Annotated in this window: 26 protein-coding genes; 18 read left to right on the plus strand and 8 right to left on the minus strand. The window is 69.7% G+C overall.

Features of this window, described 5'->3' with window-relative positions; all coding sequences use genetic code 11:
• The first annotated feature begins 27 nt into the window (after window positions 1-27).
• From ACH34W_RS01480 to ACH34W_RS01500, 5 genes are all read left to right on the plus strand, one after another.
• On the plus strand, window positions 28-1,299 hold the full coding sequence (locus tag ACH34W_RS01480; RefSeq protein ID WP_395958808.1) for an amidohydrolase: 1,272 nt from the start codon (window positions 28-30) through the stop codon (window positions 1,297-1,299).
• Window positions 1,296-2,534: a threonine synthase gene (locus tag ACH34W_RS01485; RefSeq protein ID WP_395958809.1), complete on the plus strand. Its 1,239-nt coding sequence runs from the start codon at window positions 1,296-1,298 to the stop codon at window positions 2,532-2,534. Before ACH34W_RS01480 ends, ACH34W_RS01485 begins: the two co-directional genes overlap by 4 nt.
• Before the next feature lie 88 nt (window positions 2,535-2,622).
• Window positions 2,623-3,435 (plus strand): ABC transporter ATP-binding protein, encoded by an 813-nt coding sequence (locus ACH34W_RS01490; protein ID WP_395958810.1) that lies wholly within the window; start codon window positions 2,623-2,625, stop codon window positions 3,433-3,435.
• Window positions 3,436-3,469: 34 nt separating this feature from the next.
• On the plus strand, window positions 3,470-4,282 hold the full coding sequence (locus tag ACH34W_RS01495; protein WP_395958811.1) for an ABC transporter permease: 813 nt from the start codon (window positions 3,470-3,472) through the stop codon (window positions 4,280-4,282).
• Window positions 4,279-5,271, plus strand: coding sequence for an ABC transporter substrate-binding protein (locus ACH34W_RS01500; protein WP_395958812.1), 993 nt, complete (start codon window positions 4,279-4,281; stop codon window positions 5,269-5,271). Before ACH34W_RS01495 ends, ACH34W_RS01500 begins: the two co-directional genes overlap by 4 nt.
• Window positions 5,272-5,306: 35 nt before the next feature.
• Here ACH34W_RS01500 and ACH34W_RS01505 read toward each other — a convergent pair whose 3' ends face one another.
• Entirely contained in the window at window positions 5,307-5,819 is a 513-nt protein-coding gene (locus ACH34W_RS01505; RefSeq protein ID WP_395958813.1) for an ABC transporter ATP-binding protein, read from the minus strand.
• A gap of 161 nt (window positions 5,820-5,980) precedes the next feature.
• On the opposite strand from ACH34W_RS01505, the gene ACH34W_RS01510 reads away from it, so the two are divergent.
• Window positions 5,981-6,508 carry a hypothetical protein gene (locus ACH34W_RS01510; protein ID WP_395958814.1) on the plus strand — a complete coding sequence of 176 codons (528 nt, stop codon included), beginning with the start codon at window positions 5,981-5,983 and terminating at the stop codon, window positions 6,506-6,508.
• 150 nt (window positions 6,509-6,658) lie between these two features.
• Here the strand turns inward: ACH34W_RS01510 and ACH34W_RS01515 are convergent, their stop codons facing one another.
• Both ACH34W_RS01515 and ACH34W_RS01520 read right to left on the minus strand, forming a co-directional pair.
• Entirely contained in the window at window positions 6,659-7,846 is a 1,188-nt protein-coding gene (locus ACH34W_RS01515) for an MFS transporter (protein WP_395958815.1), read from the minus strand.
• Window positions 7,843-8,409 carry a Chromate resistance protein ChrB gene (locus tag ACH34W_RS01520; RefSeq protein WP_395958816.1) on the minus strand — a complete coding sequence of 189 codons (567 nt, stop codon included), beginning with the start codon at window positions 8,407-8,409 and terminating at the stop codon, window positions 7,843-7,845. The genes ACH34W_RS01515 and ACH34W_RS01520 overlap by 4 nt, the downstream gene beginning before the upstream one ends.
• 447 nt (window positions 8,410-8,856) lie before the next feature.
• Between ACH34W_RS01520 and ACH34W_RS01525 the strand changes: the two genes are divergently transcribed.
• The 7 genes from ACH34W_RS01525 to ACH34W_RS01555 all read left to right on the plus strand — a co-directional run bounded on the left by ACH34W_RS01525 (window position 8,857) and on the right by ACH34W_RS01555 (window position 14,084).
• A complete protein-coding gene (locus ACH34W_RS01525; protein ID WP_395958817.1) occupies window positions 8,857-9,378 on the plus strand; it encodes a winged helix-turn-helix domain-containing protein in 522 nt (173 codons plus the stop codon).
• Window positions 9,368-10,753 carry a sensor histidine kinase gene (locus tag ACH34W_RS01530; RefSeq protein WP_395958818.1) on the plus strand — a complete coding sequence of 462 codons (1,386 nt, stop codon included), beginning with the start codon at window positions 9,368-9,370 and terminating at the stop codon, window positions 10,751-10,753. Before ACH34W_RS01525 ends, ACH34W_RS01530 begins: the two co-directional genes overlap by 11 nt.
• Before the next feature lie 80 nt (window positions 10,754-10,833).
• The gene (locus ACH34W_RS01535; protein WP_395958819.1) at window positions 10,834-11,163 is read left to right on the plus strand and encodes a hypothetical protein; all 330 of its coding nucleotides are present in this window, start codon (window positions 10,834-10,836) and stop codon (window positions 11,161-11,163) included.
• A 5-nt stretch (window positions 11,164-11,168) separates the two neighbouring features.
• Window positions 11,169-12,554: a hypothetical protein gene (locus tag ACH34W_RS01540; protein WP_395958820.1), complete on the plus strand. Its 1,386-nt coding sequence runs from the start codon at window positions 11,169-11,171 to the stop codon at window positions 12,552-12,554.
• A gap of 243 nt (window positions 12,555-12,797) precedes the next feature.
• A complete protein-coding gene (locus ACH34W_RS01545) occupies window positions 12,798-13,061 on the plus strand; it encodes a hypothetical protein (RefSeq protein ID WP_395958821.1) in 264 nt (87 codons plus the stop codon).
• 61 nt (window positions 13,062-13,122) lie between these two features.
• Window positions 13,123-13,650 (plus strand): pentapeptide repeat-containing protein, encoded by a 528-nt coding sequence (locus ACH34W_RS01550; protein ID WP_395959282.1) that lies wholly within the window; start codon window positions 13,123-13,125, stop codon window positions 13,648-13,650.
• A gap of 266 nt (window positions 13,651-13,916) precedes the next feature.
• A complete protein-coding gene (locus ACH34W_RS01555; protein ID WP_395958822.1) occupies window positions 13,917-14,084 on the plus strand; it encodes a hypothetical protein in 168 nt (55 codons plus the stop codon).
• 5 nt (window positions 14,085-14,089) lie between these two features.
• Here the strand turns inward: ACH34W_RS01555 and ACH34W_RS01560 are convergent, their stop codons facing one another.
• Entirely contained in the window at window positions 14,090-14,500 is a 411-nt protein-coding gene (locus ACH34W_RS01560; protein WP_395958823.1) for a hypothetical protein, read from the minus strand.
• Window positions 14,501-14,943: 443 nt separating this feature from the next.
• Between ACH34W_RS01560 and ACH34W_RS01565 the strand changes: the two genes are divergently transcribed.
• Window positions 14,944-15,414 carry a hypothetical protein gene (locus ACH34W_RS01565; protein ID WP_395958824.1) on the plus strand — a complete coding sequence of 157 codons (471 nt, stop codon included), beginning with the start codon at window positions 14,944-14,946 and terminating at the stop codon, window positions 15,412-15,414.
• Window positions 15,415-15,750: 336 nt separating this feature from the next.
• Here the strand turns inward: ACH34W_RS01565 and ACH34W_RS01570 are convergent, their stop codons facing one another.
• Window positions 15,751-16,209 carry a glycosyltransferase gene (locus ACH34W_RS01570; protein WP_395958825.1) on the minus strand — a complete coding sequence of 153 codons (459 nt, stop codon included), beginning with the start codon at window positions 16,207-16,209 and terminating at the stop codon, window positions 15,751-15,753.
• Window positions 16,210-16,407: 198 nt separating this feature from the next.
• Window positions 16,408-18,039 carry an acyl-CoA dehydrogenase family protein gene (locus ACH34W_RS01575; protein WP_395958826.1) on the minus strand — a complete coding sequence of 544 codons (1,632 nt, stop codon included), beginning with the start codon at window positions 18,037-18,039 and terminating at the stop codon, window positions 16,408-16,410.
• Window positions 18,040-18,171: 132 nt separating this feature from the next.
• Between ACH34W_RS01575 and ACH34W_RS01580 the strand changes: the two genes are divergently transcribed.
• Window positions 18,172-18,870, plus strand: a complete 699-nt coding sequence (locus ACH34W_RS01580; protein ID WP_395958827.1) for a DUF1707 domain-containing protein — start codon at window positions 18,172-18,174, stop codon at window positions 18,868-18,870.
• A 4-nt stretch (window positions 18,871-18,874) separates the two neighbouring features.
• Here the strand turns inward: ACH34W_RS01580 and ACH34W_RS01585 are convergent, their stop codons facing one another.
• Both ACH34W_RS01585 and ACH34W_RS01590 read right to left on the minus strand, forming a co-directional pair.
• Entirely contained in the window at window positions 18,875-19,138 is a 264-nt protein-coding gene (locus tag ACH34W_RS01585) for a hypothetical protein (RefSeq protein ID WP_395958828.1), read from the minus strand.
• A gap of 4 nt (window positions 19,139-19,142) precedes the next feature.
• Window positions 19,143-20,669 carry a flavin-containing monooxygenase gene (locus ACH34W_RS01590; RefSeq protein WP_395958829.1) on the minus strand — a complete coding sequence of 509 codons (1,527 nt, stop codon included), beginning with the start codon at window positions 20,667-20,669 and terminating at the stop codon, window positions 19,143-19,145.
• A 135-nt stretch (window positions 20,670-20,804) separates the two neighbouring features.
• Here ACH34W_RS01590 and ACH34W_RS01595 point away from each other — a divergent pair, with 135 nt between their 5' ends.
• The 3 genes from ACH34W_RS01595 to ACH34W_RS01605 all read left to right on the plus strand — a co-directional run bounded on the left by ACH34W_RS01595 (window position 20,805) and on the right by ACH34W_RS01605 (window position 22,899).
• Window positions 20,805-21,521, plus strand: coding sequence for a TetR/AcrR family transcriptional regulator (locus ACH34W_RS01595; protein ID WP_395958830.1), 717 nt, complete (start codon window positions 20,805-20,807; stop codon window positions 21,519-21,521).
• Window positions 21,522-21,640: 119 nt separating this feature from the next.
• Window positions 21,641-22,156 (plus strand): SigE family RNA polymerase sigma factor, encoded by a 516-nt coding sequence (locus tag ACH34W_RS01600; RefSeq protein ID WP_395958831.1) that lies wholly within the window; start codon window positions 21,641-21,643, stop codon window positions 22,154-22,156.
• Window positions 22,153-22,899, plus strand: a complete 747-nt coding sequence (locus tag ACH34W_RS01605; RefSeq protein WP_395958832.1) for a hypothetical protein — start codon at window positions 22,153-22,155, stop codon at window positions 22,897-22,899. The genes ACH34W_RS01600 and ACH34W_RS01605 overlap by 4 nt, the downstream gene beginning before the upstream one ends.
• Window positions 22,900-22,904: the final 5 nt, after the last annotated feature.

Here is a 22,904-nt window from a genome sequence, read left to right on the forward strand (position 1 = left end):
TTTTCAAGTATGAATGGTGGGATAAGCGTGGCGGGGCGGGACGTAGTCGGCCTGCGGCGGTTGTTCCATGCGCATGCGGAGACCGCGTTCACCGAGTTCTGGACGTCGGTCACGATCGCGGCGGAGCTTCGCCGGCTGGGGTACCGGGTGTTCACCGGCCCGGACGCCATCGACCTGTCCGTGGTTCCGGTGTTGCCCGGCCCGCAGGAGCTGGCGCGTGCGGCGGATCGTGCGCGGGCGTGGGGAGCGGACGACGGCGATCTGCGGGTCGTGCGCGATGGGCGCACCGCGGTGGTCGCCGAGCTCGACGGTGATGCCCCCGGGCCGGTGACGGCCGTACGGGTCGACATCGACGCGTTGCCCTTGGCCGAGTCGACCCGGGCTGAGCACGCGCCGGCACGCGAGGGGTTCACTTCGCGCGATCCTGAGGCCATGCACGCGTGCGGCCATGACGGGCACATCGCGATCGGCCTTGAACTGGCGCGGCGGTTGTCGGCGGGGGATTTCCCCGGGCGGATCCGGTTGCTCTTCCAGCCCGCCGAGGAGGGCGGACGTGGTGCCCGCGCGATGCTGGACGCCGGCGCCGTCGTGGGAGTCGACCGCCTGTACGCGTTGCACCTGGGACTCGGGCTGCCGGTCGGCGAGGTCGCCGCCGGTACCTCCGGGTTCTTCGCCAACTCCAAACTGCTGGTTTCCTACGCGGGACGTCAGGCCCACGCCGCGCACGCTCCCGAGGAAGGGCGCAACGCCCTGCTCGCCGCCGCCCAGGCGGCTCTGGGCCTGCACGCCCTGCCCCGGTTCGCCGCCGCCGACACGCGGGTCAACGTCGGGACGCTGCGCGCGGGAACGGCTCCCAACATCGTCGCTGCCGATGCCGAACTGCGGCTGGAACTGCGGGCCACCAGCGGGCAGGTCTGCGACGAGCTGGAACGCCGCGCCCGGGCCGTGCTGACAGCAGCGGGCGCCGCTCACGAGGTCGAGGTACGGATCGAGCGGATCGGCGCCGCCACGACGGCGGCCTGCGACCCGGCCGCGGTGCACGCGATCGCCGCGGCGGCCCGTTCGGTGCCCGCGGTGACGGGCGTTCACACCGATCACAGGTTCGGAGCCAGCGACGACGCGACATTCCTGATGCGGGCGGTCCAGGAACAGGGCGGCAAGGCGACGTTCCTCGTCGTCGGAGCGTCCAGTCCCGCGCCACATCACAGTCCTGCGTTCGACATCGACGAGACATGCCTCGACATCGCCGCCGACACGCTGGAACGTGCCATCCGCGCGCCGGAGAAGGAGTGCCCATGAGCTTCAGTCACCTGTCCCATCTGGAATGCGGACGGTGCGGGGCGGCCCATACCGCCGACCGGCCGCACAATCTGTGCGAGACGTGCGGGTCACCCCTGCTCGCCCGTTACGATCTGGCGGCGATCCGGGCCACGCTGCGACCCGCCGACCTGGCACACCGCCCACCCGACCTGTGGCGCTACCACGAGCTGCTGCCCGTCGGCCACCGCGATGCGGTGGTCACCCTCGGGGAGGGGATGACGCCGTTGCTGCCGATGGCCCGGTACGGCGAGCGCATTGGCCTGCCGCGGCTGATGATGAAGGACGAAGGGCTGATCCCCACCGGCTCGTTCAAGGCCAGGGGCGCCGCCGTCGGTGTCTCACGCGCGGCCGAACTCGGGATCAAGCAGCTGGCGATGCCCACCAACGGCAACGCCGGCGCCGCCTGGTCGGTGTACGGGGCCCGCGCCGGACTGGCCACCACCATCGTCATGCCGGCCGACGCACCGGAGATCACTCGACGCGAATGCGTGGCCGCCGGCGCCGACCTGCGCCTGGTCGACGGTCTGATCAGCGATGCCGGGCGGATGGTCGGTGAGCTGGTGGCACGCGAGGACGGGCGGGGGCAGGCCGGAGGGGCCTCGGACCGGGTGATTTTCGATGCCTCGACGCTCAAGGAGCCGTACCGCGTCGAGGGCAAGAAGACCATGGGACTGGAGATCGTCGAGCAGCTCGGCTGGCGAACGCCCGATGTGATCATCTATCCGACCGGCGGCGGTGTCGGCCTGATCGGCATCCACAAGGCGATGAACGAACTCGCGGAGCTGGGCTGGATCACCGGCGTGCCGCCCCGGCTGGTCGCGGTCCAGGCGGCGGGCTGCGCGCCGATCGTGCGCGCGTTCGAACGCGGCGAACGGGAGAGCGAGTTCTGGGCCGGATCGCACACGGTCGCCTTCGGCATCAACGTGCCCAGGCCGCTGGGAGACTTCCTCATCCTGGAGGCGCTGGCCGAGACCTCGGGCACCGCGATCAGTGTCGGCGACGACGAACTGCTGGACGATCTGCGCACGGTCGCGGCCTTGGAGGGCGCCTTCGTGTGCCCGGAGGGCGCGGCAGCCTTCACAGCCGCCCGCAAGCTGCGCGAGTCCGGCTGGATCGCCGAGGACGACCGGGTCGTCGTGCTGAACACCGGCACCGGCCTGAAATACCCACAGACCGTCCCCGTGGACACCCCGGTTCTTCCGGCGCCCGCGTGACAGGTCTCACCAGCGATCCGAACGGAGCAGGCGACTGTATTTCCTATTTTTCTAGTATGTTTTCCATGATTTATGGGAGGGGGTAGCGGTGGACGAGGACATGACGGCCGCAGGTGCCCGCGAGGACGCGGCCCTACTGCTCGTCGACCGGGTTGCGCTCGGTTATCGGCGGCAGGGCCGGTACGTGCCCGCAGTGCGGGAGGCGAGCTTCGAGGTCCGGCGTGGAGAGAAGGTCATGCTGCTTGGCCCTTCGGGCTGTGGGAAGTCGACGATCCTCAAGGCCGTCGCCGGCTACCTGCGACCGTCGGCGGGCCGCATCGTCGTCGGCGGCCGGGACGCGCCGGAGCCCGGCCCTGACCGCGCCGTGGTGTTCCAGGAGTTCGACCAGTTGTTCCCCTGGCGCACCGTTCTCGGCAACGTCGCCTATCCCTTGCGGGTGACCGGCGTCGAGCGCGACCGCGCCCGGCGCAAGGCCATCGAGCACCTGGAGCTCATGGGGCTGGACGCGGTGCTCGACAGCTACCCGCATCAGCTCTCCGGCGGGATGAAACAGCGGGTCGCCATCGCCCGTGCGCTGGCCATCGATCCGCTGATCCTGCTCATGGACGAGCCGTTCGGCGCCCTGGACGCCCAAACCCGGGGACGGTTGCAGCGCGAACTGGCCGACATCGCGGCGCGCACCCGGGTGACCCTCATGTTCGTCACCCACAGCATCGATGAGGCGATCCTGCTCGGCGACCGCGTCGTCGTGCTGGCGGGCCGCCCGTCACACGTCGAGCGGATCGTCGACGTCGGTCACCTCGACCGGCTGGACTCTCCCGGCTTCACCGACGCCCGGCGCACCCTGCGCGCACTCCTCGCACAGGAGGGAGAAGACCTCGATGCTGCCTTCGTCGACTGACACATCGACCTCGACGTCAATCGAAGCGCGTCCCTTGAAAGCGGACACCGGCGGCAGGCCCTGGTCGCGCCTGCCGACCTGGTCACGGCGCGCCATCATCTTCGCCGTGCTGATCGCGATCTGGCAGGCGTACACATCCCTGTCGGGGGTCAGCCGGTTCGTGTTCGCCGGTCCTGCGGACGTGGCCGAGGCGTTCGTCCGAGGCTGGGCGAACGGCGACATCGCCGTGGCCACCGTCACCACCATGCGGCTGCTGCTGACCGGTATGGGCATCGGCATCGCGCTCAGCATGGTCCTCACCGTGCTCGCGACCACCACCAGGATCGGCGACGACATCCTGACCCTGCTGTCATCCATGATCAACCCACTGCCGTCGGTCGCGATCCTTCCGCTGGCGATCCTGTGGTTCGGGCTGACGAACTCAGCGCTGGTCTTCGTGACCGCGAACGCCGTCCTGTGGCCTATGACCGTCAACGTCAGCATGGGGTTCCGCACGGTCCCCGCCACCATCACGATGGTCGGCCGCAACCTGGGCCTGAGCGGCTGGCGGCTCACCCGCGACGTCCTGATACCCGCCGCCCTGCCGCACATCATCGCCGGGCTGAAGACCGGCTGGGCGTTCGGCTGGCGCACGATCATCGCCGCCGAGCTGGTGTTCGGCGTCGCGGGCGCGCACGGCGGCCTCGGCTTCTTCATCAACAACTCCCGGTACTTCGCACGAATCCCGGACGTGTTCGCCGGACTGGTGACGATCGCCCTCATCGGCATCGTCTTCGACCTGGTCTTCGGCTGGGTCGAACGGCGCACGGTGACCCGCTGGGGAATGAAGGAAGGCGCAACGATATGACTCCCAACATCTACAGCCGCCGCGAGGCCCTGCGGCTCGGCGCCATCGGAGCGGGCGCCGCGGCGCTGTCGGCCGCGTGCGCACCCGGGGCGGGCGGATCAGGCAAGGAGGTCGGCATCGCGATCGGCAATGGGATCAGCTACGCCGCGTTCAACGTCATCCGGGCCAAGGGCTGGCTCGAACAGGAGCTCCAGGGGCGCACGATCACCTGGAAGATCATCTCCGGTGGCGGGCCCACCCGGGACGCGCTGCTGTCGGGCAAGCTCCAGATCGGCTCCACCGGCCTCGGCCCGCTCCTCATCGGCTGGGACGCCGGTGTCCCATGGAAGATCGTGTCCTCTCTGAACGACATGCCGCTCTGGCTGGTGGCCAAGGACCCCAAGTTCAAGACCCTGCGCGACTTCAGGCAGGGCGACCAGATCGCCGCCGTCCAACCCGGCTCCATCCAGTCGGTCATGTTGCAGAAGGCCGCCCAGCAGCAGCTCGGCGACCCGCACGCGCTGGACAAGAACATCGCGACCATGGCCCATCCCGAGGCCCTCGAGGCGCTGCTGGGCGGTCAGATCGCCGCCGCCTACACCTCACCCCCATTCCAGTTCCAGGCCCTGGAACAGGGAGCCCGCAAGCTGGTGGACAGCTACGACCTCTTCGGCACGCACGGCTTCAACGTGATGGCCGCCACCGAGGAGTACGCCGAGAAGAACCAGGACGTCCTGGCCGCAGTTCACAAGACCATTGCCCGCGCCAACGACTTCATCACCAAGCAACCCGCCGAGGCCGCAAAGATCCTCGCGAACGCCGAAAAGGGCAAGATCTCAGCCGCCCAGTACGAGAAGTACCTGACCTACAAGGGCATCGAGTTCACCACCACCCCGCACGGCCTGCTGAAGATCGCCGCGTTCATGAAGCAGATCGGAGTCATCAAGAAAGTCCCGGCCGATTGGCGTGATCTCGCCTTCGACACCGTCAAGAACGAGAACGGCTCCTGAGGGACCGCGCATCACCCGTGCCGCCCGAGCAACGTTCAGGCGGGATCTGCCTGCCCACCTACATACCGCGCCGCCACGACCACGATCACGCAAAGCACCCGTTGGGTTCCCGGCCGGCACCTGCTCGCCCCCGCAGGCGGGGTCATCCACTCGGCGACCCTCTCGGGCGAGGGACGGTTCAGCGCGTCGGCGATCCGCCCGTCGGACAGGAAGATCACCCGGTCGGCGTACGCGGCGGCCATCGGGTCATGGGTCACCATCACCACCGTCCGCCCCGCGTCCCGGACGACCTCGCGCAGCAGCGTCAGCACTTCGCGCGCGTTGCCGGTGTCCAGCGCGCCGGATGGCTCATCATCGAAGATCGCCGCCTGACGGATGATCAGTGCCCCTGCGATCGCCACCCGCTGCTGCCCGCCCGACAGCTCCGCGGGACGGTCGCCGCGCTGATCGCCCAGCCCCACCCGTTCCAGCGCCTCGTCCACCATGCCCCGGCCCGGCTTGCGGCCTGCCAGCCGCAGCGGCAGCGTCACGTTGTCCACCACACTCAACTCGGGCAGCAGGTCGAACGCCTAGAACACAAATCCGATCCGTTCGCGCCGCACCCTGGTCAGGGCCCGCTCCACGTGTCGGCCCACACTGGTAACGGCTGGCACTCGTGTGGAGACTGGAGACCATGGATCATGGATCATGGTCATGCACCCTTCGGGCGGTGCTCATTCCCGCGGCGACCCTGCTGCTCGCGGCCTGCGGTGGTGAGAATGAGCCGGGCACGACAGCCCCGCGTGCCTCCACGTCCGCGCCGAGCACGCCGCCGTCCACCACAACCACATCCACCACACCGCCGTCCACCACACTGAATCCGAGCCCGGCAGCGCTGAAGGCGGCGAACGGGACGGATCTGAAGGCCTGCTCAGACGCCAGATGCGAAGTTGAGGTCAAGGCCGGCGACGTCATCCGTTTCAACGCGACCGGCAAGACCAAGGCCGGTTTCGGTGACGTGAAGGTGAAGAGCGTGAGCCGGAAAGAGGTGGTGTACGACCTGGCCTCGGGCGCCTCGACCTTCACCCAGCCGACGAGGAAGACGCCGGACTCCAGCAACATCAACGGCATGTCGCTGACCGTGGTCCGCGTTCAGGACGAACGCGCCGTCCTTCGCTTCGGCAAACCGGTTCCCGGCGCGTTCTCGGTGCAGGTCAGCCCTGGCGGAGGCATGAGGGTGACCACCCCAGGCGGCTAGGGCGAGACACGCCCTAGTTGTACTGCCCAGGCAGGTTGGTTGAGGTTGTGTGACGACACGGTCTGACCGTGAAGTGTCATCCATACGCGGTCCCTGATCGGGCCTGTGTCGGCAATAGTGACTTGACTGCCACCCGGCAGGGACTCGGGATTACTTCGACGCTTGCGCGGTGCGGGGGCGGAGGGCCAGGGCGAGCAACGGGCCTGCGGCCAGTAGGACGGCCAGGGTGGCGTAGCCGGAGGTGAGGGTCGAGACGGTGGCGACACCGGCGACGAGCAGGGGTCCACCGGCGTCGCCGAGTTCGCGGCCGAGTTCGGCCGAGCCCATGGTCTGCCCCATGCGTTCTTCCGGGGTGGAGGCGGCCAGGGCGGCGAAGCCGAGTGGTGTGATCAGTCCGGTGCCGATACCGATGAGGGCGGCGGCCGACAGGACCCCGGCCACGCCGGGCAGCATCGCGGCCGCGAGTCCGGCGGCGGTGAGGAGCAGTCCGGCGAACAGGCCGGTGCGGATGGTCAGGCGCCCGGCGTCCAGGGCGCGGCCGGCCTTGGGCTGGACGATGGCGGCGGTGGCGGCCAGGACCGAGACAGCGGCGCCGGTGGCCACGGTACCCAGCCCGGCCGCAGCGCCGGAGACGGGCAGGAAGCCCACGCCGACCGAAAGCGCGGCGGTGGCAGCGGCGAGGGAGGCGGTGGGGGCGAGGAAGGCCCGGTCGGCCAGGCGGCGCGCGAGGTCGGCCACGGTCTGCCGCTTGCGGGGCAGCGGCGGTACCGCGGGCACGGCGAACGCGGCCCACACCGCGACGGCCGCCGCGCACACCGCCATCACCGTGAACAGCAGCCGCAATCCACCCGCCCACACCAGCACACCACCGAGCAGCGGGCCGAGGGTGTAGCCGATGGACTTGTAGAACCCGTAGCTACCGAACGCACGGCCGCGCTTGGCCGCCGGATTCAGGCGGGCGACCATGGCCGAGGCCGCGGGGGAGAACGCCGAGGCCGCGGCGCCCTGGCCCAGGCGAGCCGCCCACAGCCAGCCGGGGGAGCCGGCGACCGCATACAGCGCGGAGGCGCCGGCGAACGCGATCAGGCCTGCGAGCAGAACCGGCTTGCCGCCGACCCGGTCGGCCAGCGAGCCGAAGACCGGCTTCAAGAGCACCTCGGCGCCGTCGTACAGGGCAAGCAGACCACCCAGCACCAGCAGCGAGGTGACGGCGTCCTCAGAAAAGCCGCCGAGGTTGGCGGCGATGCCGTGCGCGCCGAACGCAGTGGTGAACCCCGCCGCATACAGCGGCCACATGGCCCGCTTCGGGGAGGCTGGGGCCATGGTCGGGGCGGTCATGAGGGGTCCTGGCCGGTGGCGTGCAGTGCGGCGAAGACGCGTTCGGCATAGTCCTCGCAGGCGGCGGTGCACTGCTTGAGGCGCGTTCCGGCCTCGGCGGCCTCGGGAGCGCCGAAGACGTCCCGCGCGGTCAGGTCGCGGTGCCAGCGCCGCAGCCGCTCCAGACTCTGCTCCTCTTCCTCCAACTCGGCCAGGGTGAACTTGGCGATCCGGATCTCCTTGGCGATCTCAGCCTCAAACTTGCCGCAGTCGGCCAGGAACTCCGCCCAATCTGCCGAGCGCGCGGCGGTGAACATCTCCTGGAAGCGGGCCGCATCGTCAGGCGAGCGGCCAGACGCCAGGAGCGTCACGCCCTGGCCGCCGGCGCTGTCGGTGAGTTCCAGGGCACGCCGCACACCGTCGGCGAAGACCGGGACCTCCGGCACCGCCCAGACGCCCTGCCCTAGCGACAGAGCTCCGATCTTGCGCAGCTCCCGCCACACCGCCACGCGATGCCGAGACGGTTCCACGGGCAGCCTGATCACTAGGACCAGCCACCGCACGGCATCCTCCGAACTCGTCACGCCGGAGAATGTAGCACGCGTTACATATCCTTCAGCGGGCCTGTTCCTCTTTCCTATGGCTTGCCGCCGACGCCGACGCCGACGCCGACGCCGACGCCGACGCCGACGCCGCCGCCGACGCCGACGCCGACGCCGACGCAACGCCGACGCCGACGCCGACGCCGAGCCCCGTTGCCGCTCCGCGCATTTGGTCGAGGCTTTCTACGCTCTGCCGTTCAGGCTGGAGTCAGGTCGGTGCGTTCAGGATTGTCATTCACCTCGTGCCCGGCGACAGTGGACACGGAGGCACGGTATGCGAGTGCTGGTGGTCGAGGACGAACGGCGGCTGGCGTCCGGGTTGCGCACGGGGTTGGAGGCGGACGGTTTTGCCGTCGATCTGGCCCTGGACGGACGGACGGCCTCTGGCTCGCCCGCGAGAACCCCTATGACGCGATCGTTCTCGACATCATGCTTCCCGGCGTCGACGGTCACCGGATCTGTGCCACGTTGCGGGCGGAGTCGGTGTGGTCACCGATCCTGATGCTCACCGCGCGGGACGCAGAGCGGGACGAGGTCCGGGCCCTCGATGCCGGAGCCGACGATTACCTGACCAAGCCGTTCTCCCATGCGGTGCTCGTCGCCCGGCTGCGCGCGCTCATGCGCAGGGGCGCGCCGGAACGTCCGGCGACGCTGACCGCAGGTGACCTGCGGCTGGACCCGGCGTCCCACCGGGTGTGGCGTGGCACCGACCCGATCGGGCTGACGGCGCGCGAGTTCGCGTTGCTGGAGTTCCTGTTGCGGCGGCCTGGCGGGACCGTGTCCAAGCGGGAGATCCTGGCGCACGTTTGGGACTTCGACTTCGAGGGCGACCCGAACATCGTCGAGGTCTACGTCCGGCGGCTGCGCAACAAGGTCGACCGGCCGTTCGGGCGGTCGGCGATCGAGACCCTGCGGGGCGCGGGTTACCGGCTGGCCGCCGATGGCGGCTGACCGGTCCGTGCCTGGCCCGCGCCGCGTCGCGGCGGCGTTCGGCACGGTGCGGGTGCGGCTCACGCTGGCCGCCGTCCTGATCGTCGGCACGGTCCTCGCCGCCGCCGGCCTGATCCTGGTGAACGTGCTGAGCACCACCCTCACCGGCGAGGTGCGGACGGCCACCCGGGTCCGGGCCACCGAGATCGCCGCGCAACTGACGGCCGGACAGCGGTCACCCGCCCTCACCGTCACCGACGGCGAGGAGGAGCTGATCCAGATCCTTGACGAGGACGGCGTCGTGATCTCCGCCAGCGCCAATGTGGCTGGGCGGCCTGCCGTGGCCAAGTTCCGCGGCGGAGAGTCCGGCGGCATCGGCAAGCCTTTGGACGAGGACCCCTTCATCGCCGTCGCCGTCGCCGCCGACACACCGGACGGGCGTGTCACCGTGATCGTTGGCCGCGCGCTGGCGGATGTGCTCGAACCGACCGCGATCGTCAGCCGATCGCTGGCGGTGGGCCTTCCGGTGCTGCTGGGCCTGATCGCACTGTTGATCTGGACGATGGTGGGCCGCGCGCTGGCTCCCGTCGAGGCCGTTCGCCGGGAGGTGGACGAGATCTCGGCGGCGGAGCTGCACCGGCGCGTGCCGCAGCCGCCCGGATCCGACGAGATCTCCCGGCTGGCCGCCACGATGAACCGCATGCTCGGCCGGCTCGACCGGGCGGCGGTCGCGCAGCGGCGATTCGTGTCGGACGCCTCCCACGAGCTGCGCTCCCCGGTCGCCTCCATCCGGCAACACGCAGAGGTGGCGCTCGCCCATCCCGGCCACGCCACTCTCGACGACCTGGCCACCACGGTACTGATCGAGAACGCGCGCGTGCAGCGTCTCATCGACGACCTGCTCGTGCTGGCCCGCGCCGATGAACAGACGCTCCTGCTGCGACGCGCCCCCGTCGACCTCGACGACCTGGTCTTCGACGAAGCGCGGCGGCTCCGCTCCGGCACGGCAGGTCTCCGGATCGACACCACCCGGGTCTCGGCGGGACGCACCTCGGGCGATGCGGACGCGCTGCGGCGCGTTCTGCACAACCTCGGCGACAACGCCGCCCGCCACGCGTCGCGGTGCGTGGCGTTTTCTCTGGCCGAACGGAACGGCGCGGCCCTGCTCACTGTGGACGACGACGGGCCCGGCATCCCAGTGGACGAACGCGAGCGAGTCTTCGAACGCTTCGTACGCCTGGACAAGGCACGCGCCGGGCTGCCGGAGGGGGGCGGGAGCGGGCTCGGGCTCGCCATCGTTGCGGAGCTCGTCCGCGCGCATGGGGGAACGGTCGCCGCTTCCAGCTCGGGGCTCGGCGGGGCGCGGATCACCGTGACTCTGCCGGTGTCCGACTGACGCGGCGTCGCGTTCAGGCTCTGGTCAGCGGGCCCACCGCACTCTGGGACGCAACAACCACGCGCCCAGGGAGGCACCCAATGAGCCGCAGAACCAGATGGGTCACCGCGACCGGGCTCGCTGCCGTCCTCGTCGGCACCAGCATCGCGACCACCGCGGCGACGTCCGGCGACACTGAACAGCCCATCACCGGTCCCGCCTACGCCAAGGCCACCCAGGCCGCCCTCGCGCACACTGGTGGCGGCCGGGTCACGGGCACCGAGGTGGGCGACGAGGAGAGCTACTACGAGGTCGAGGTCACGCTCGCCGACGGATCTCAGGTCGACGTGCAACTCGACCGCAACTTCGGCTTCACCGGCAGCAAGACCGACCGCGAGAACCCCGGTGACCGCGACGGCACCGGCCGGTGACCACCATGACCGAGCTGCGGCGGACGAGAGCGGCGGTGCTGACGGGCATCGGCCTGGCGGGGGCGTTGATGGCCGGTGCCTGCACCGGCGGCACGAGCTCTACGAGGGCCGCCGCGCCGGCGACGAGCCCGAAGGCACCCACCTGCATCAAGGAGCAGGACGGCGGCAAATGCCTGCCGCTGGCACCCGACGACAAGCGGGTCGACCTGGTCAAGCCCACCTTCTCGAAACCCACGTCGATCACCAACCGGCTGCATCCCACAAGCGGCCTCGACCAGGTCCTGTACGGCGGCCAGGTGGACGGCAAGCCGTTCCGGACCGAATTCACCCGGCTTCCCGGTACCAAGACCTACACCTGGAACGGCCAGAAGATCGAGACGATCGTCGTGCAGTACCTCGCGTTCTCCGACGGCCGCGTGACCGAGGTGGCCACCGACGCGTTCGCGCAGGCCGACGACGGGGCCGTCTGGTACTTCGGGGAGGACGTCACCGACTTCAAGGACGGCCTCCCCGTCTCACACGAGGGCACCTGGCACACCGGAACGCACGGGTCGGCCGCGATGATCATGCCGGCAGCGCCCAGGGTCGGCGTGGTCTACCGGTCTGAGAACATCCCCGGCTTCGTCTTCGAAGAGGTCACGGTGAAGGAGGTCGGCGGGCGGGTCGCGGGGCCGAGCGGGCCGATCACCGGCACGATGACCGGCACCGAGCTGCACATGGACGGAAAACGGGAGGACAAGATCTTCGCTCCCGGCTACGGCGAGTACTCCACGGGCACCCCGAAGGGTGATCTGGAACAGGCCACGCTCGCCCTGCCCACCGACGCCAAACCGGGACCGGTTCCGGCACGGTTGACCGCCCTGTCCACGTCGGTGCGCAGGGCGCATGAAGCCGTCGGCAAGGGCGACTGGTCGAGGGCATCGGCTGCAGTCGGATCGCTGCGCAAGGCCTGGAACGCCTACCGCGCGGACGGCCTGCCCGCCCTGCTCGAGAAGCAGATGAACAGGGATGTCACCTCGCTCGAAGCGGCGGTGGGCTCGCGTTCGTCCGCCGACGCGCGCGGCGCCGCGCTCCGCGTCGCACAGAACGACCTGGATCTCCACACGCGGCACGAGCCGGTCGCCAAGGTCGACCTCGCCCGGCTCGGCCTCTGGACCCGCCAACTGGTCATCGACGTCGCCGACCGTGACACCGGGTCCGCTGCGGGAGACGTCACCACGCTCGAACTGACCCGTGACCGCGTGCAGCACACCATCGGCCAGGCCGCTGCCGCGGAGCTCGACACCGCGTTGCGGAACCTTCGCGGCGCGATCGACCGCAAGGACCTGGCAGCGGTCACCGGCTTGGCCCCCTCGCTCGTGACCATGGTTGCCGGTCTCCGCCAGAGCTGACGGCTGCCTCACACGAGGACCACTCTGATCGGAAGAGCCATGGCAGCGGAAGACCCGCCCCGATGGCTGGGGCGGGCCTCCCGCTCGTGTGGGCTCTGCTGCTTTGGTTTTTTGGGGACATAGGTTTGCATGTCGCGTGGTGAGCGTTCGTAGCCTCTCGGCGGTGGCCGTTTGGGAAGTTGAAGGGCTGTCGCTCAGGTCGCAACAATGAACGGGCCCACTCGCTCGTGATAGGTAGCGGAGATGGCGCCGCCTTACCCGTTCAACATCGAGATCTTCGTCAGCGCGGACATACGTGCTCCGGACCTGGCGGAGCTGGCCGCCCGCCTGCGGAGCGAGTGGCCGGGGCACGACCGGGCAACCGCTCCCGCCGACCGGCCCGCCGCCGAAGCCGCGATCATGGGCCTGTACCGGCTGATCGGCGCGGCGAGATCGGCGCGCGGCACGGGTGGAGGCGTTCCTGCGCGGCGTCCGGTTTCCCCCTCACACCGATCTCACCCGCGCTGACCTCAGCGGAACCGATCTGCGCCACGCGGATCTGTCCAGGGCGAACCTGGCGGGCGACGGCGTGTACCCGAATTTCACCGACGCCAAGCTCGTCGGAGCCGATCTGCGCGGCGCCGACCTCGGCATCGTCCCCGACTTCAGCAGGGCGGACCTGACCGACGCCAACCTCGCCGGATTGAACCTCGGCGGTGCGCCCGAGGTTGGCTGTTCGCAGTTCACCGAGGCGAAACTGCTACGCACCATCTTCACCGGCAGCTGTCTCCTGGGTGCGGACTTCACCGGCGCGGATGTGTCCGGCGCGAATTTCGCGGGGGCCAGATTCTGGATCGGCATGGAGCGTGCCTCAACCACCGATCAGGTGTTCCGGGCTGCGTCCCTCTTCGGCGGAGCCACCTGGGACAGCGCCACGACATGGCCCGACGACCGCCTGGCCGAAGTGTTCAGGCAGGCGTCCTATCCGGCCGCCGAAGGCACGTTCCGCGTACGTGACAAGCCGGAGCCCGGTATCGCCCCACAACCACCAGCAGGCGCCTCGGCGCAACCGAACAACGGCGGTCAAGGCGACGTCTTCTTCGACTTCGGTCGCTAGTGCCGCATCACGCAACGTTGGCCCGGTCTCCGGACGCTCGGCGGCCGGTCCCACACCCCGATATCGGCGTACGTGACGTCCTTGCGGTCACGGTCGCCCACCCTCGCGCACGCCGTCATCACCTCGGAGTCGAACCCCAGGTGCGCCCAGGCCCGATCGGTCAACTCACCACGTCGCACCACAACGATCATCCAAGCGGATCCAAGCCCACCACATGATCATTTATCAGACGCTACCTTGGTGCGATTCTCGGGCTGGTGTGGGGCATGGGCGTGTTCGTGGTCTGGGCGGCCATCTCCGCCGTCCTGTTCACAGCGTGGTCGCCCACCCGCGACGAGGCCCTACGCCTGTGGACCGAGGCGCAGGGCCTGATCGCCGTCCTGCTCTGGTGGCCGGCCGCCCGAGACCGTTGCCGGCTCGGTTCCAACTCTTGAGAACCTCAGACGCGGGTCTGCGGGCTGTAGCCGTGGTTCTTGGTGGCGCTTCCCTTGTACGCCCACACGTGGGCCCTGATCAGAGTGCCTCCGACAATGTCGCGCCGGCAGGTCGAGAAGTCCCCGTCGGCCGCCGTGCACTGGAAGACCATGACCCATTCGCCGCGGTACAACTTCTCGATGCTGCCTCTGATCCGCCAGCCACCGCGTGCGGTGAAGTCGTCGACCTTCAGGTAGTCACCGCCGCTGTTGCCGTAGTGAGCCTCGCCGTACGGACCGCTGCCGCGCGTGGCCGCGACGACGTCAGCCAGAATCCTCGCCTCTTCCTGCGCGGCGGCCGCCTGAGCGGAAGGAGCGGCCAAGCCGAGTGCAAGGGCGGGGGCCGCGATCGCGGGAATCAGCTTCGTGTACTTCACGGTCTCTCCTCTAAGGGCATACGTGAGCGCGCGGTGGCCTCCCCGGCCACCACAACGTTGATCCTTGAGACTGTCGACCCGGCATGTCCAGGCCCCAGGGGCCCAAGCACCACTGGTGCCCCAGCACTAGAGAACGGCTCCGCTGCGTCCGCGAACTGTCAGTGGATGCTCTAGCCGACGTCCTCGTCGGCGGCGGGCAGGGAGCGCGGACAGTGAGCCGCGACGCCAAGAGCGACACCAAGTCAGCCGGTCAGGCCCGCGGTGGCGGAACGGCCCCGCTCGCTGGCCGAGCTGACCCGCCGCGCTGACCGGCCTGCCGCCGGTAGGACATCTGCCGCTGCGCCCAAGCAGAGCAGCCCATGGCCCAGCCAATCACCTTGGGGGACGCGGGGCCGAGCGCTTCTTGTGATGAGGCCGGGTGCCGGGCGTGGCAGGCTTGCCGCATGACCCTGCATCGCGAGGTCGATGCCCTGCTGGAGCTGGCGCGGGTTGTGCTGGATGATCTGGCGCGGCCGTTGCCCGATCTGGCGACGCGGCTGACCGCGTGGGAACAGACGGCGCATCAAGCCCGCGAGCTGGCCAACCGGGTGGTGCTGGGCGCCGCGGCCGCGGCTAAGGGCGACCCGGCTGCGGCCGAACGGCACCGGCTGGTGGCCGAGCTTGCGGTCTGGTTGGCGGTCAACGCCGAATGGGCAGTGGTGATGTGCGAACCCCACCGCAGCGCACCAGCCGACCCGTCACCCGGTGCCGCATCCGGCGCGGGCCAGACCACCGGCCAGCAGGAGACACGGATGGCGTGGCTGGCGGCGCGCGATGCGCTGACGCACACCGCGCTGGGCGTGGTGCGCATGCTGACGGCCTCGCGCAGCCCCCGCCATACGGCTTCGTTAGTGAGCCCGGACGACGACGCCTGACCGGCCGCCTCACAGCCCACTCCGGGCTTCCGCTGAGGCGTCCGATGGTCGGCTAGCCGCCCCGCCATGGGCCACTATGCGGTTCGTCGACGTGCTGTACGTGGTGGGCATCGCCACGTTGATGTCGTCGACCCTGGCGACCGGGCAGCCCGCCCAGTAGAGGAACGCCATTCTGGGAAAATTCGGAGGCGATCAAGCCTGGCGGCTCTTCCCCGTCGCCAACGCGACGCTTACAGCGCTTGGGGCCTGGATCACTCTCCTGAGGAGAGGTCGGCGGCCGCTGGCGCCTACCTCCCTACGCCGGGCGCGGAGCAGACCTCTTGGTCGGGCACCTTCTCAGCCGACCTTGTCGAGCAGCAGCTTCGCGGCCACCGTCGCGCCGTCGGTGCGGATCATGCCGGCCACAGCGGCTGCCCGGGCTCGGGTCTCGGGAGCCAGTGCGACGCCGAGCGCGGCCGACAGGGACTCGAAGGTCGGGTTCGGGCCGTCGTGTGCCGCGCCGATGCCGAGGTCGGCCACGCGGCCGGCCCAGTACGGCTGGTCCGCCAGCTGCGGTACGACCACCTGGGGCGCACCGGCCCGGGCGGCCGTGGTCGTGGTGCCCGCGCCGCCGTGGTGGACGACGGCGGCGACACGCGGGAACAGGGCATGGTGGTTGACCTCGCCGACGGCGAAACAGTCGTCCTGGTCGTCGGCCACGGCCAGGTCAGCCCAGCCGCGTGAGAGGAGCACACGGCGGCCCTGCGCCCGGACCGCCTCGACGACCGCCCTGGCCACGTCGTCTGCGTCGCGCATGGGAATGCTGCCGAACCCCACGTACGGGTACGAGGGATTTCCCGCTAGATCTTCCGCAGGCTCCATCGCACGCCACACGGGTCCGCGTTCACTACGGCTACTAGCCGGTACGTTAGCCGATGATCTATGGGGGAGTGGCTGCAAAGGGTGTCAACGAGCCTCTGGAACGGCCAAAAGTCGTCTCTTTGCGTTCATGGTTCAGGCGGTTTTGGGGGTGGCGCGTTCGATGATGGGGGAGAGGTCCAGGCCGGGTGGGAGGGTGCCGTAGGCGTGGCCCCAGTCGCCGGCCAGGCGGGTGGCGCAGAAGGCGTCCGCGACTGCGGGGTGGCCGTGCTTGACCAGGAGGGATGCTTGGAGGGTGAGGGCCATGTGCTCGACTACGCGGCGGGCGCGGACCTCGATCGTTTCCAGGTCGGTGAGGGAGTCCTTGGCTTGCTGGATGGCGGTGTCCAGGCGGAGGTCGGCGCCGGCGGCTGAGGTGAGTTCGTCGAAGAAGACCTCGATGACGTGGGGTTCTTTGAGCATGGCGCGCAGGACGTCCAGCGCGGCGACGTTCCCTGAGCCTTCCCAGATTCCGTTCAGGGGGGATTCGCGGAAGAGGCGGGGCATGCCGGACTCTTCCACGTAGCCGTTGCCGCCGAGGCATTCGAGGGCTTCGGCGGCGTGGGCGGGCGCGCGCTTGCAGACCAAGTACTTCGATACCGCGAGGGCCAGGCGCTTGAAAGCGGTCTCGGACTCGTCGCCGCGTACCGAACGGTCGGTGGCGCCCGCCAGGCGCATCATGACGGTGGTGGCGGCCTCGGACTCGATGGCGAGGTCGGCGAGGACATTGCGCATCAGCGGCTGGTCGACGAGGTACTTGCCGAACGCCTGGCGGTGGGTGGCGTGGTGCGTCGCGGTGACGAGGCCGTGGCGCATGCCGGAGGCGGCGCCGATCACGCAGTCCAGGCGGGTCATGTTGACCATCTCGATGATGGTGCGGACGCCGCGGCCCTCGTCGCCCACGCGGTAGGCGACGGCGTTCTCGTACTCGATCTCGGACGAGGCGTTGGAGTGGTTGCCGAGCTTGTCCTTCAGGCGCATCAGCCGGAGGGGGTTGAGCGAGCCGTCGGGGAGGACGCGGGGGACCAGGAAACAGGTCACGCCGCTGTCGGTCTGGGCGAGAGTCAGGAAGACGTCGCACATCGGGGCGCTCGTGAACCACTTGTGCCCGACGAGACGGTAGGTGCCGTCGGACGTGGGCGTCGCCCGGGTGGTGTTGGCGCGGACGTCGCTGCCGCCCTGCTTCTCGGTCATCGACATGCCCGCGAGGAGGGCGGTCTTGGTGAGGGGCGGGCGAAGGCCGTAGTCGTACGTGCTTTCAGTGAGGAGGGGCTCGTACTGGGCGGCCAGGTCGGGGTTCTGGCGGAGTGCCGGGACAGCGGCGTACGTCATGGAGATGGGGCAGCCGTGACCCGCGTCGACCCGCCAGACGTAGAACTTGGCGGTGCGGGCGACATGGGCGCCGGGGCGGGGGGAGGCCCAGGGGGCGCCGTGCAGGCCGTGCGTGACGGCCACGTTCATGAGCTCGTGCCAGGCCGGGTGGAACTCGACCTCGTCGATGCGGTGCCCGTAACGGTCGTGTGTCCGCAGGAGGGGTTTGTGCTCGTTGGCCAGGCGGCCCCATTCCTGCGCCTCGTGGGTGCCGGAGAGTCGGCCGAGCTCGTGGATCTCGGTGGCCGCCCAGCCCGCGCCTTCGCGCTGGAGGGCGTCCAGGAGGGCCGGCTCGTCCGCGGTGTCGTAGTCGACGAGCGGGGGGACCTGGTTGAACACCTCATGCGTCATGGCCATACCTTACAGAATCTCATCATCTGAAGGAAAAGTGTAGTGCGACCTGTATACGGAGCATCCTCCTGAAGACCCGGGGTGATCTCGTCCGCGGGTCGGATTGCCCGGCCACACCGGGGGCATACCTTCGGAGTCATGAGTCAGCCCAGTCCGCAGCCGGGGAAGCCGTCGTCCCGGCTCACGTCACAGGAGCCGGATCCGGCGATGGAGCGTCCGCGCGCCGCGCCCGAGTCCGTCCGTGCCTCCGACGCCGAACGGGAGGCGGTGGTCGAGCGGTTGCGGGTGGCCTCGGTGGAGGGCCGGCTGACGTTCGAGGAGCTGACCACGCGGACGGGGGCGGCCTATGCGGCCGTGACGAGGGGCGACCTGGAGACGATCACCGCGGACCTGCCGGGCATGGGGGCGCCGGGCGCGGCGCCCGCGCCGCTGCAGGTCCAGCGCCGGTTCAGCGCGATCATGGGCGACTGCAAGGAACGGATCTCCGGGCGCATCGACGCCGAGCTCACCGCGCTCGCCGTGATGGGCGACGTGGTGCTCGACCTGCGTGGCGCTCAGGTCCCGACGGGTGAGGTCACCGTCGTCGCCACCGCGGTGATGGGCGACGTGAAGGTCATCGTGCCGGACGGGGTGACGGTCGATCTGAGCGGCTACGCGTTCATGGGCGACCGCAAGGTGCAGGTGCGCGAGGCGGCGCCGGGGCCGCGGGTGCCGGTGGTCCGTGTCCGGGCACAGGCGATCATGGGCGATGTGAGGATCGTGGACGACGAGCACCACGCGCCCGTGCGGCGGGCCCTCACGAACTGGTGGGAAGATCGCAAAGGCCCGCCCAAATAGCAGCTCAGAGCGAGGACTTCCGGTTGTACGCGGTGCCCGCGCCGAGCCAGGCGGTGTAGACGGCGGTGCCCACGAGCCCGGCCTTGCGGGTCTTCTGTGTGGTCAGGGCGAGACCGAGGGCGAGTTCGGTGGCGCCGTTGCGTTTGATCCACGCGTCGGTGTCGTTCGGGAACGCCAGCTTGGAGACGGGCTCGAACGCCTTCGGGGCGGCGAAGTGAGCGGCACCGGTGGCGGCCAGGGCGATCCCGGCGGCACGAACAAGGGCCATGAGGTCATTCCTTTCGGTTGTCGGCCAAGGAGAATTCGTAGTCGTTCAGGTCGAAGCTCCGGCTCCGGCGCCAAACGTACAATCCAGACTGCGGCCGGACGTATGGGGAGTCCCCATGCCGGTCGAAGTAGTAGGAGTTGGAGCGCGCGCAGCTCGGCTGGGCCAGGATCGTGCCCTTCATCCGGCGGCGCATGTCGGCGGTGAACGCGTCGTGCGGGCGGCGCCTGACGACCATCCGCACCGCGCGCCGCCGCCGTGCCTCAGCGATGCAGCGGACGATGTGCGTGCCGCCGGCCTCGATGATGGAGAACCACGACGCCCCGGTGACCGTGTACGGCCCGTTCATCAGCCAGAAGTTGGGCGCCTGCGGCGCGGCGACGCCCTCGTAGGTCTGGTACCGGTTCTCGTCCCAGTACGCGCCCAGCTCGACACCGCGCAGGCCGACCACCGGGAACGCGGGCATCGCCCCCAGTTCCAAGATCTTGAACCCTGTCGCCAGCACAAGAGTGTCGATCTCTCGTTCGGTGCCGTCCGCGACGATCCCCTTCTCGGTGATCCGCTCGATCCCGCCGGTGACCAGCTCGACGTTGCCGCGCAGGAACGACGGGAAGTAGCGGTTGGAGAACGACGGCCGCTTGCACCCGAACCCGTAGTCCGGCGTCAGCCGGCGCCGCAGCCGCCGGTCCGGCACCTGGCGGCGCAGGTGGGCGCGGCAGACGGCCTCGGTCGCCCGGACGAGGAACGGCACCTTGCTGTAGTGCACGATGCCCAGCACCATGACGATCTCTGAGGCGATCGTGGTGAGGAGCCGGACGAACCGCTGCACCGGCGGCGCCGTGCGGAACAACGCCCGCACGGCGCGCGGGATGGCGAAATCGACCTTGGGCAACACCCAGATCGGCGTGCGCTGGTAGACGTCGAGCCGCTCGGCCACCGCCGCGATCTCCGGGATCACCTGGAGCCCGGACGCGCCGGTGCCGATGACGGCGACGCGCTCACCGCGCAGGTCGTGGTCGTGGTCCCAGCGGGCGGTGTGGATGATCTTCCCGGTGAACGCGGCGATGCCGGGGATGTCCGGGTTCTTGGGCTGGTCCAGCGGCCCCACGGCGGCGACCAGGAACCTGGTGGTGAACACGCCCTGGTCGGTGTGCACGTGCCACAGGTCGGCGTTCTCGTCGAAGACGGCCCGTTCGACCTTGGTACCGAGACGGAGGTGCTGCCGCAGCTTGTACTTGTCGGCGCAGTGCTCGGCGTACGCGCGTACCTCCGCGCCGGGTGCGAACGAACGCGACCAGGACGGGTTCGGTTCGAACGAGTAGCAGTACGTGGCGGACGGGATGTCCACGGCCACGCCGGGATAAGTGTTGTGCCGCCACACACCGCCGACGCTCGGCGCCGCGTCCACGATCACGAAGTCGCGGACGCCCTTCTGCCGCAGCCGGATGCCGACGCACAGGCCGGAGAACCCGGCACCGACGACGGTCACCTCGTGATCCGGCTTCACCGGCGGCGCCACGGCGGGGTGTCTCATGCGTGCCCTCCTCCGGGCCGATCGAGATACCGAAGGTATTTGGGCTTTGGACGGGGTGTCAATACGCGTCGGCTCTCCTGGTGGACACATCAGATACTCTTGGTATCCGGATTCTGACGTCTTCTGGAGCGGCCGATGGCGCGACTGACCAGGGTGGAGAGCCAGGCGCGCACGCGCGAGCTTCTGATCGCCACAGCACGGCAGCTCTTCCTGCGTGATGGTTATCACGCCACCTCGCTCGAGAAGGTCGCGGAGGCGGCGGGCTTCTCCAAAGGCGCCGTCTACTCCAATTTCGGCACCAAGGATGAGCTCTGCCAGACGGTCATCGATGCCGTCCGCGCCGAGCAGGTCCAGGCCATCATGGACGCCTTCCTCGGCGACGGCTCCGACGAGGACCGCCTCGCCGTCTTCGAGTCCTGGGCCGAACGCACGATCGGCGATCCCGGCTGGACCCTGCTGGAGGCCGAGTTCGCCATCCACGCCACGCGCCGCGATCCGGGACTCCGCGACAAGGTGGCCGCAGGCGGCCGAAGCTGGGTCGGCGCCCTGCAGTTCCTGCTGGAGAAGGAGGCCCGCCGCCGCGATCTCTCCCTGCCCCTGCCGGCCGGGGAGCTCGCCGACGCTCTGCTCAGCCTGGGCGTCGGCCTGGGACTCCGCCGCGCCGTCGATCCCGCGCTCTCCTCGCACGCGCTGACCGACCTGATCCGGCTGCTCCTCGATCATGCCCCGCGCGGTGACCACCGTGACCACCGTGATCGCCGTCCGCCCGTGGGACCGCCCACCGGACCGCCCGTCGATCCGGCCATCGATCAGCCCGCCGGACCGCCCCTCAGGCCGCGCCGCGACCGCTAGTCTCCTGGCATCCCTCTGCGCCGCCGAAGCCCGGTCACGCGATCGGACATGGAAAGCGGGCAACCGTTCTGGATCTCCAGCCGGTAGAAGGGACAGGGGAGTCTGGGAAGGCGAGGTCCATGCGAGATCGGGAGGACTTCACCGCGTACGTCGCGGAGCGGTCACCGAGGTTGCTGAGAACTGCGTACCTGCTCTGCCGTGACTGGGCGCTCGCGGAGGACCTGTTGCAGACGGCGTTGTCGAAGGTGTGGAGTGCCTGGGGGCGGATCGGAGGCGATCCCGATCCGTACGTCTACCGTGTCCTGGTCAACACGCACGCGTCCTGGTGGAAGCGCCGCTGGCGGGGCGAGATCCCCTCAGCGGAGCCGCCGGACGCGGCCGACCCCACGGATCCGATGGGCGCCGCCGACGAACGCGCCGCCATCTGGGCGGCGCTGGGGCGGTTGCCGCCGCGGCAGCGTTCCGTCGTGGTCCTGCGCTTCTTCGAGGACCTCTCGGAGGCGGCGGTCGCCGACATCATGAACTGCTCGATCGGCACCGTGAAGAGCCAGACCAGCAAGGCGCTGGCCAAGTTGCGCGTCGATCCCGAGATCGTCGCGCCCGTCTCGCGGATCCCCGTGGAGGGACTGTCATGACACGTTCCATCAACGACCTCCGCCAGGTGCTCGATGTCGAGAGCGACGGGCCGCCGCGCAACACCGACCGGATCGCCCAGGTGGAGAAGAGGATCCGCCGGCGGCGCAAGCGCCGGGTGACGACGGGGGCCGCGCTCAGCGTGACGGCGGCCGCCCTGACGGTCACCGGTGTCTACGTCCTGCCGGGTTCCGAGCAGGAGCCGGCGCAGGCGCTGGACACGCCCGGAACACACCTGCCGCAGTCGAAGAAGGCCCAGGCGCCGCCGTCCGTCTACCAGGGCATGGAGCGCATCGCGATGAAGCGCTTCACGGCCACGGGCAAGATGATGCGCGTGGAGTTCACCCCGGTCGGACCCGACACCGCGTACATCATCCAGTGCCGGCCCGGCTACGAGGTGATCGAGCAGACGGACGGGAACGGCGGCTACGGCTCGTTCGGCGACTGCGCCAGCGACATGGAGCCGCCCCAGGCCGTGAGCTCGTCCGAGCTGGAAACCGGCTCCCTCACGACGGGCGAGCGGCACGTTCTCGACGTGGTCGTGCTGCCCAAGGGGACGGTCAAGGAGAACGTGATCGAGTACATGACCGAGGACGACGAGTCGGGAGGCGTCACAGGCAGCCGGATCGACACGGAGTCCAACGACGGGCAGGTCACCCTGTCGGAGTATCTCGCCACCCACAAGCCGGGCGCGAGTCCGTGGACCGTCGCCGTCTACAGCGGCAACTGCGAGGGCGACTGCTGACGCGG

The organism is Actinomadura sp. 6N118, assembly GCF_044326415.1.
GTDB lineage: Bacteria > Actinomycetota > Actinomycetes > Streptosporangiales > Streptosporangiaceae > Spirillospora.

What these genes read in the sequence shown, in the direction of transcription:
- ACH34W_RS01515 (WP_395958815.1), bottom strand. Translation starts at nt 7,846, where the DNA reads ATGACCGCCCCGACCATGGCCCCAGCCTCCCCGAAGCGGGCCATGTGG.
- ACH34W_RS01545 (WP_395958821.1), top strand. Translation starts at nt 12,798, where the DNA reads ATGGCGCCGCCTTACCCGTTCAACATCGAGATCTTCGTCAGCGCGGAC.
- ACH34W_RS01555 (WP_395958822.1), top strand. Translation starts at nt 13,917, where the DNA reads ATGGGCGTGTTCGTGGTCTGGGCGGCCATCTCCGCCGTCCTGTTCACA.
- ACH34W_RS01585 (WP_395958828.1), bottom strand. Translation starts at nt 19,138, where the DNA reads ATGGCCCTTGTTCGTGCCGCCGGGATCGCCCTGGCCGCCACCGGTGCC.
- ACH34W_RS01500 (WP_395958812.1), top strand. Translation starts at nt 4,279, where the DNA reads ATGACTCCCAACATCTACAGCCGCCGCGAGGCCCTGCGGCTCGGCGCC.
- ACH34W_RS01600 (WP_395958831.1), top strand. Translation starts at nt 21,641, where the DNA reads ATGCGAGATCGGGAGGACTTCACCGCGTACGTCGCGGAGCGGTCACCG.
- ACH34W_RS01535 (WP_395958819.1), top strand. Translation starts at nt 10,834, where the DNA reads ATGAGCCGCAGAACCAGATGGGTCACCGCGACCGGGCTCGCTGCCGTC.
- ACH34W_RS01540 (WP_395958820.1), top strand. Translation starts at nt 11,169, where the DNA reads ATGACCGAGCTGCGGCGGACGAGAGCGGCGGTGCTGACGGGCATCGGC.
- ACH34W_RS01590 (WP_395958829.1), bottom strand. Translation starts at nt 20,669, where the DNA reads ATGAGACACCCCGCCGTGGCGCCGCCGGTGAAGCCGGATCACGAGGTG.
- ACH34W_RS01605 (WP_395958832.1), top strand. Translation starts at nt 22,153, where the DNA reads ATGACACGTTCCATCAACGACCTCCGCCAGGTGCTCGATGTCGAGAGC.
- ACH34W_RS01575 (WP_395958826.1), bottom strand. Translation starts at nt 18,039, where the DNA reads ATGGCCATGACGCATGAGGTGTTCAACCAGGTCCCCCCGCTCGTCGAC.
- ACH34W_RS01570 (WP_395958825.1), bottom strand. Translation starts at nt 16,209, where the DNA reads ATGCGCGACGCAGACGACGTGGCCAGGGCGGTCGTCGAGGCGGTCCGG.
- ACH34W_RS01595 (WP_395958830.1), top strand. Translation starts at nt 20,805, where the DNA reads ATGGCGCGACTGACCAGGGTGGAGAGCCAGGCGCGCACGCGCGAGCTT.
- ACH34W_RS01565 (WP_395958824.1), top strand. Translation starts at nt 14,944, where the DNA reads ATGACCCTGCATCGCGAGGTCGATGCCCTGCTGGAGCTGGCGCGGGTT.
- ACH34W_RS01530 (WP_395958818.1), top strand. Translation starts at nt 9,368, where the DNA reads ATGGCGGCTGACCGGTCCGTGCCTGGCCCGCGCCGCGTCGCGGCGGCG.
- ACH34W_RS01525 (WP_395958817.1), top strand. Translation starts at nt 8,857, where the DNA reads ATGCTTCCCGGCGTCGACGGTCACCGGATCTGTGCCACGTTGCGGGCG.
- ACH34W_RS01485 (WP_395958809.1), top strand. Translation starts at nt 1,296, where the DNA reads ATGAGCTTCAGTCACCTGTCCCATCTGGAATGCGGACGGTGCGGGGCG.
- ACH34W_RS01580 (WP_395958827.1), top strand. Translation starts at nt 18,172, where the DNA reads ATGAGTCAGCCCAGTCCGCAGCCGGGGAAGCCGTCGTCCCGGCTCACG.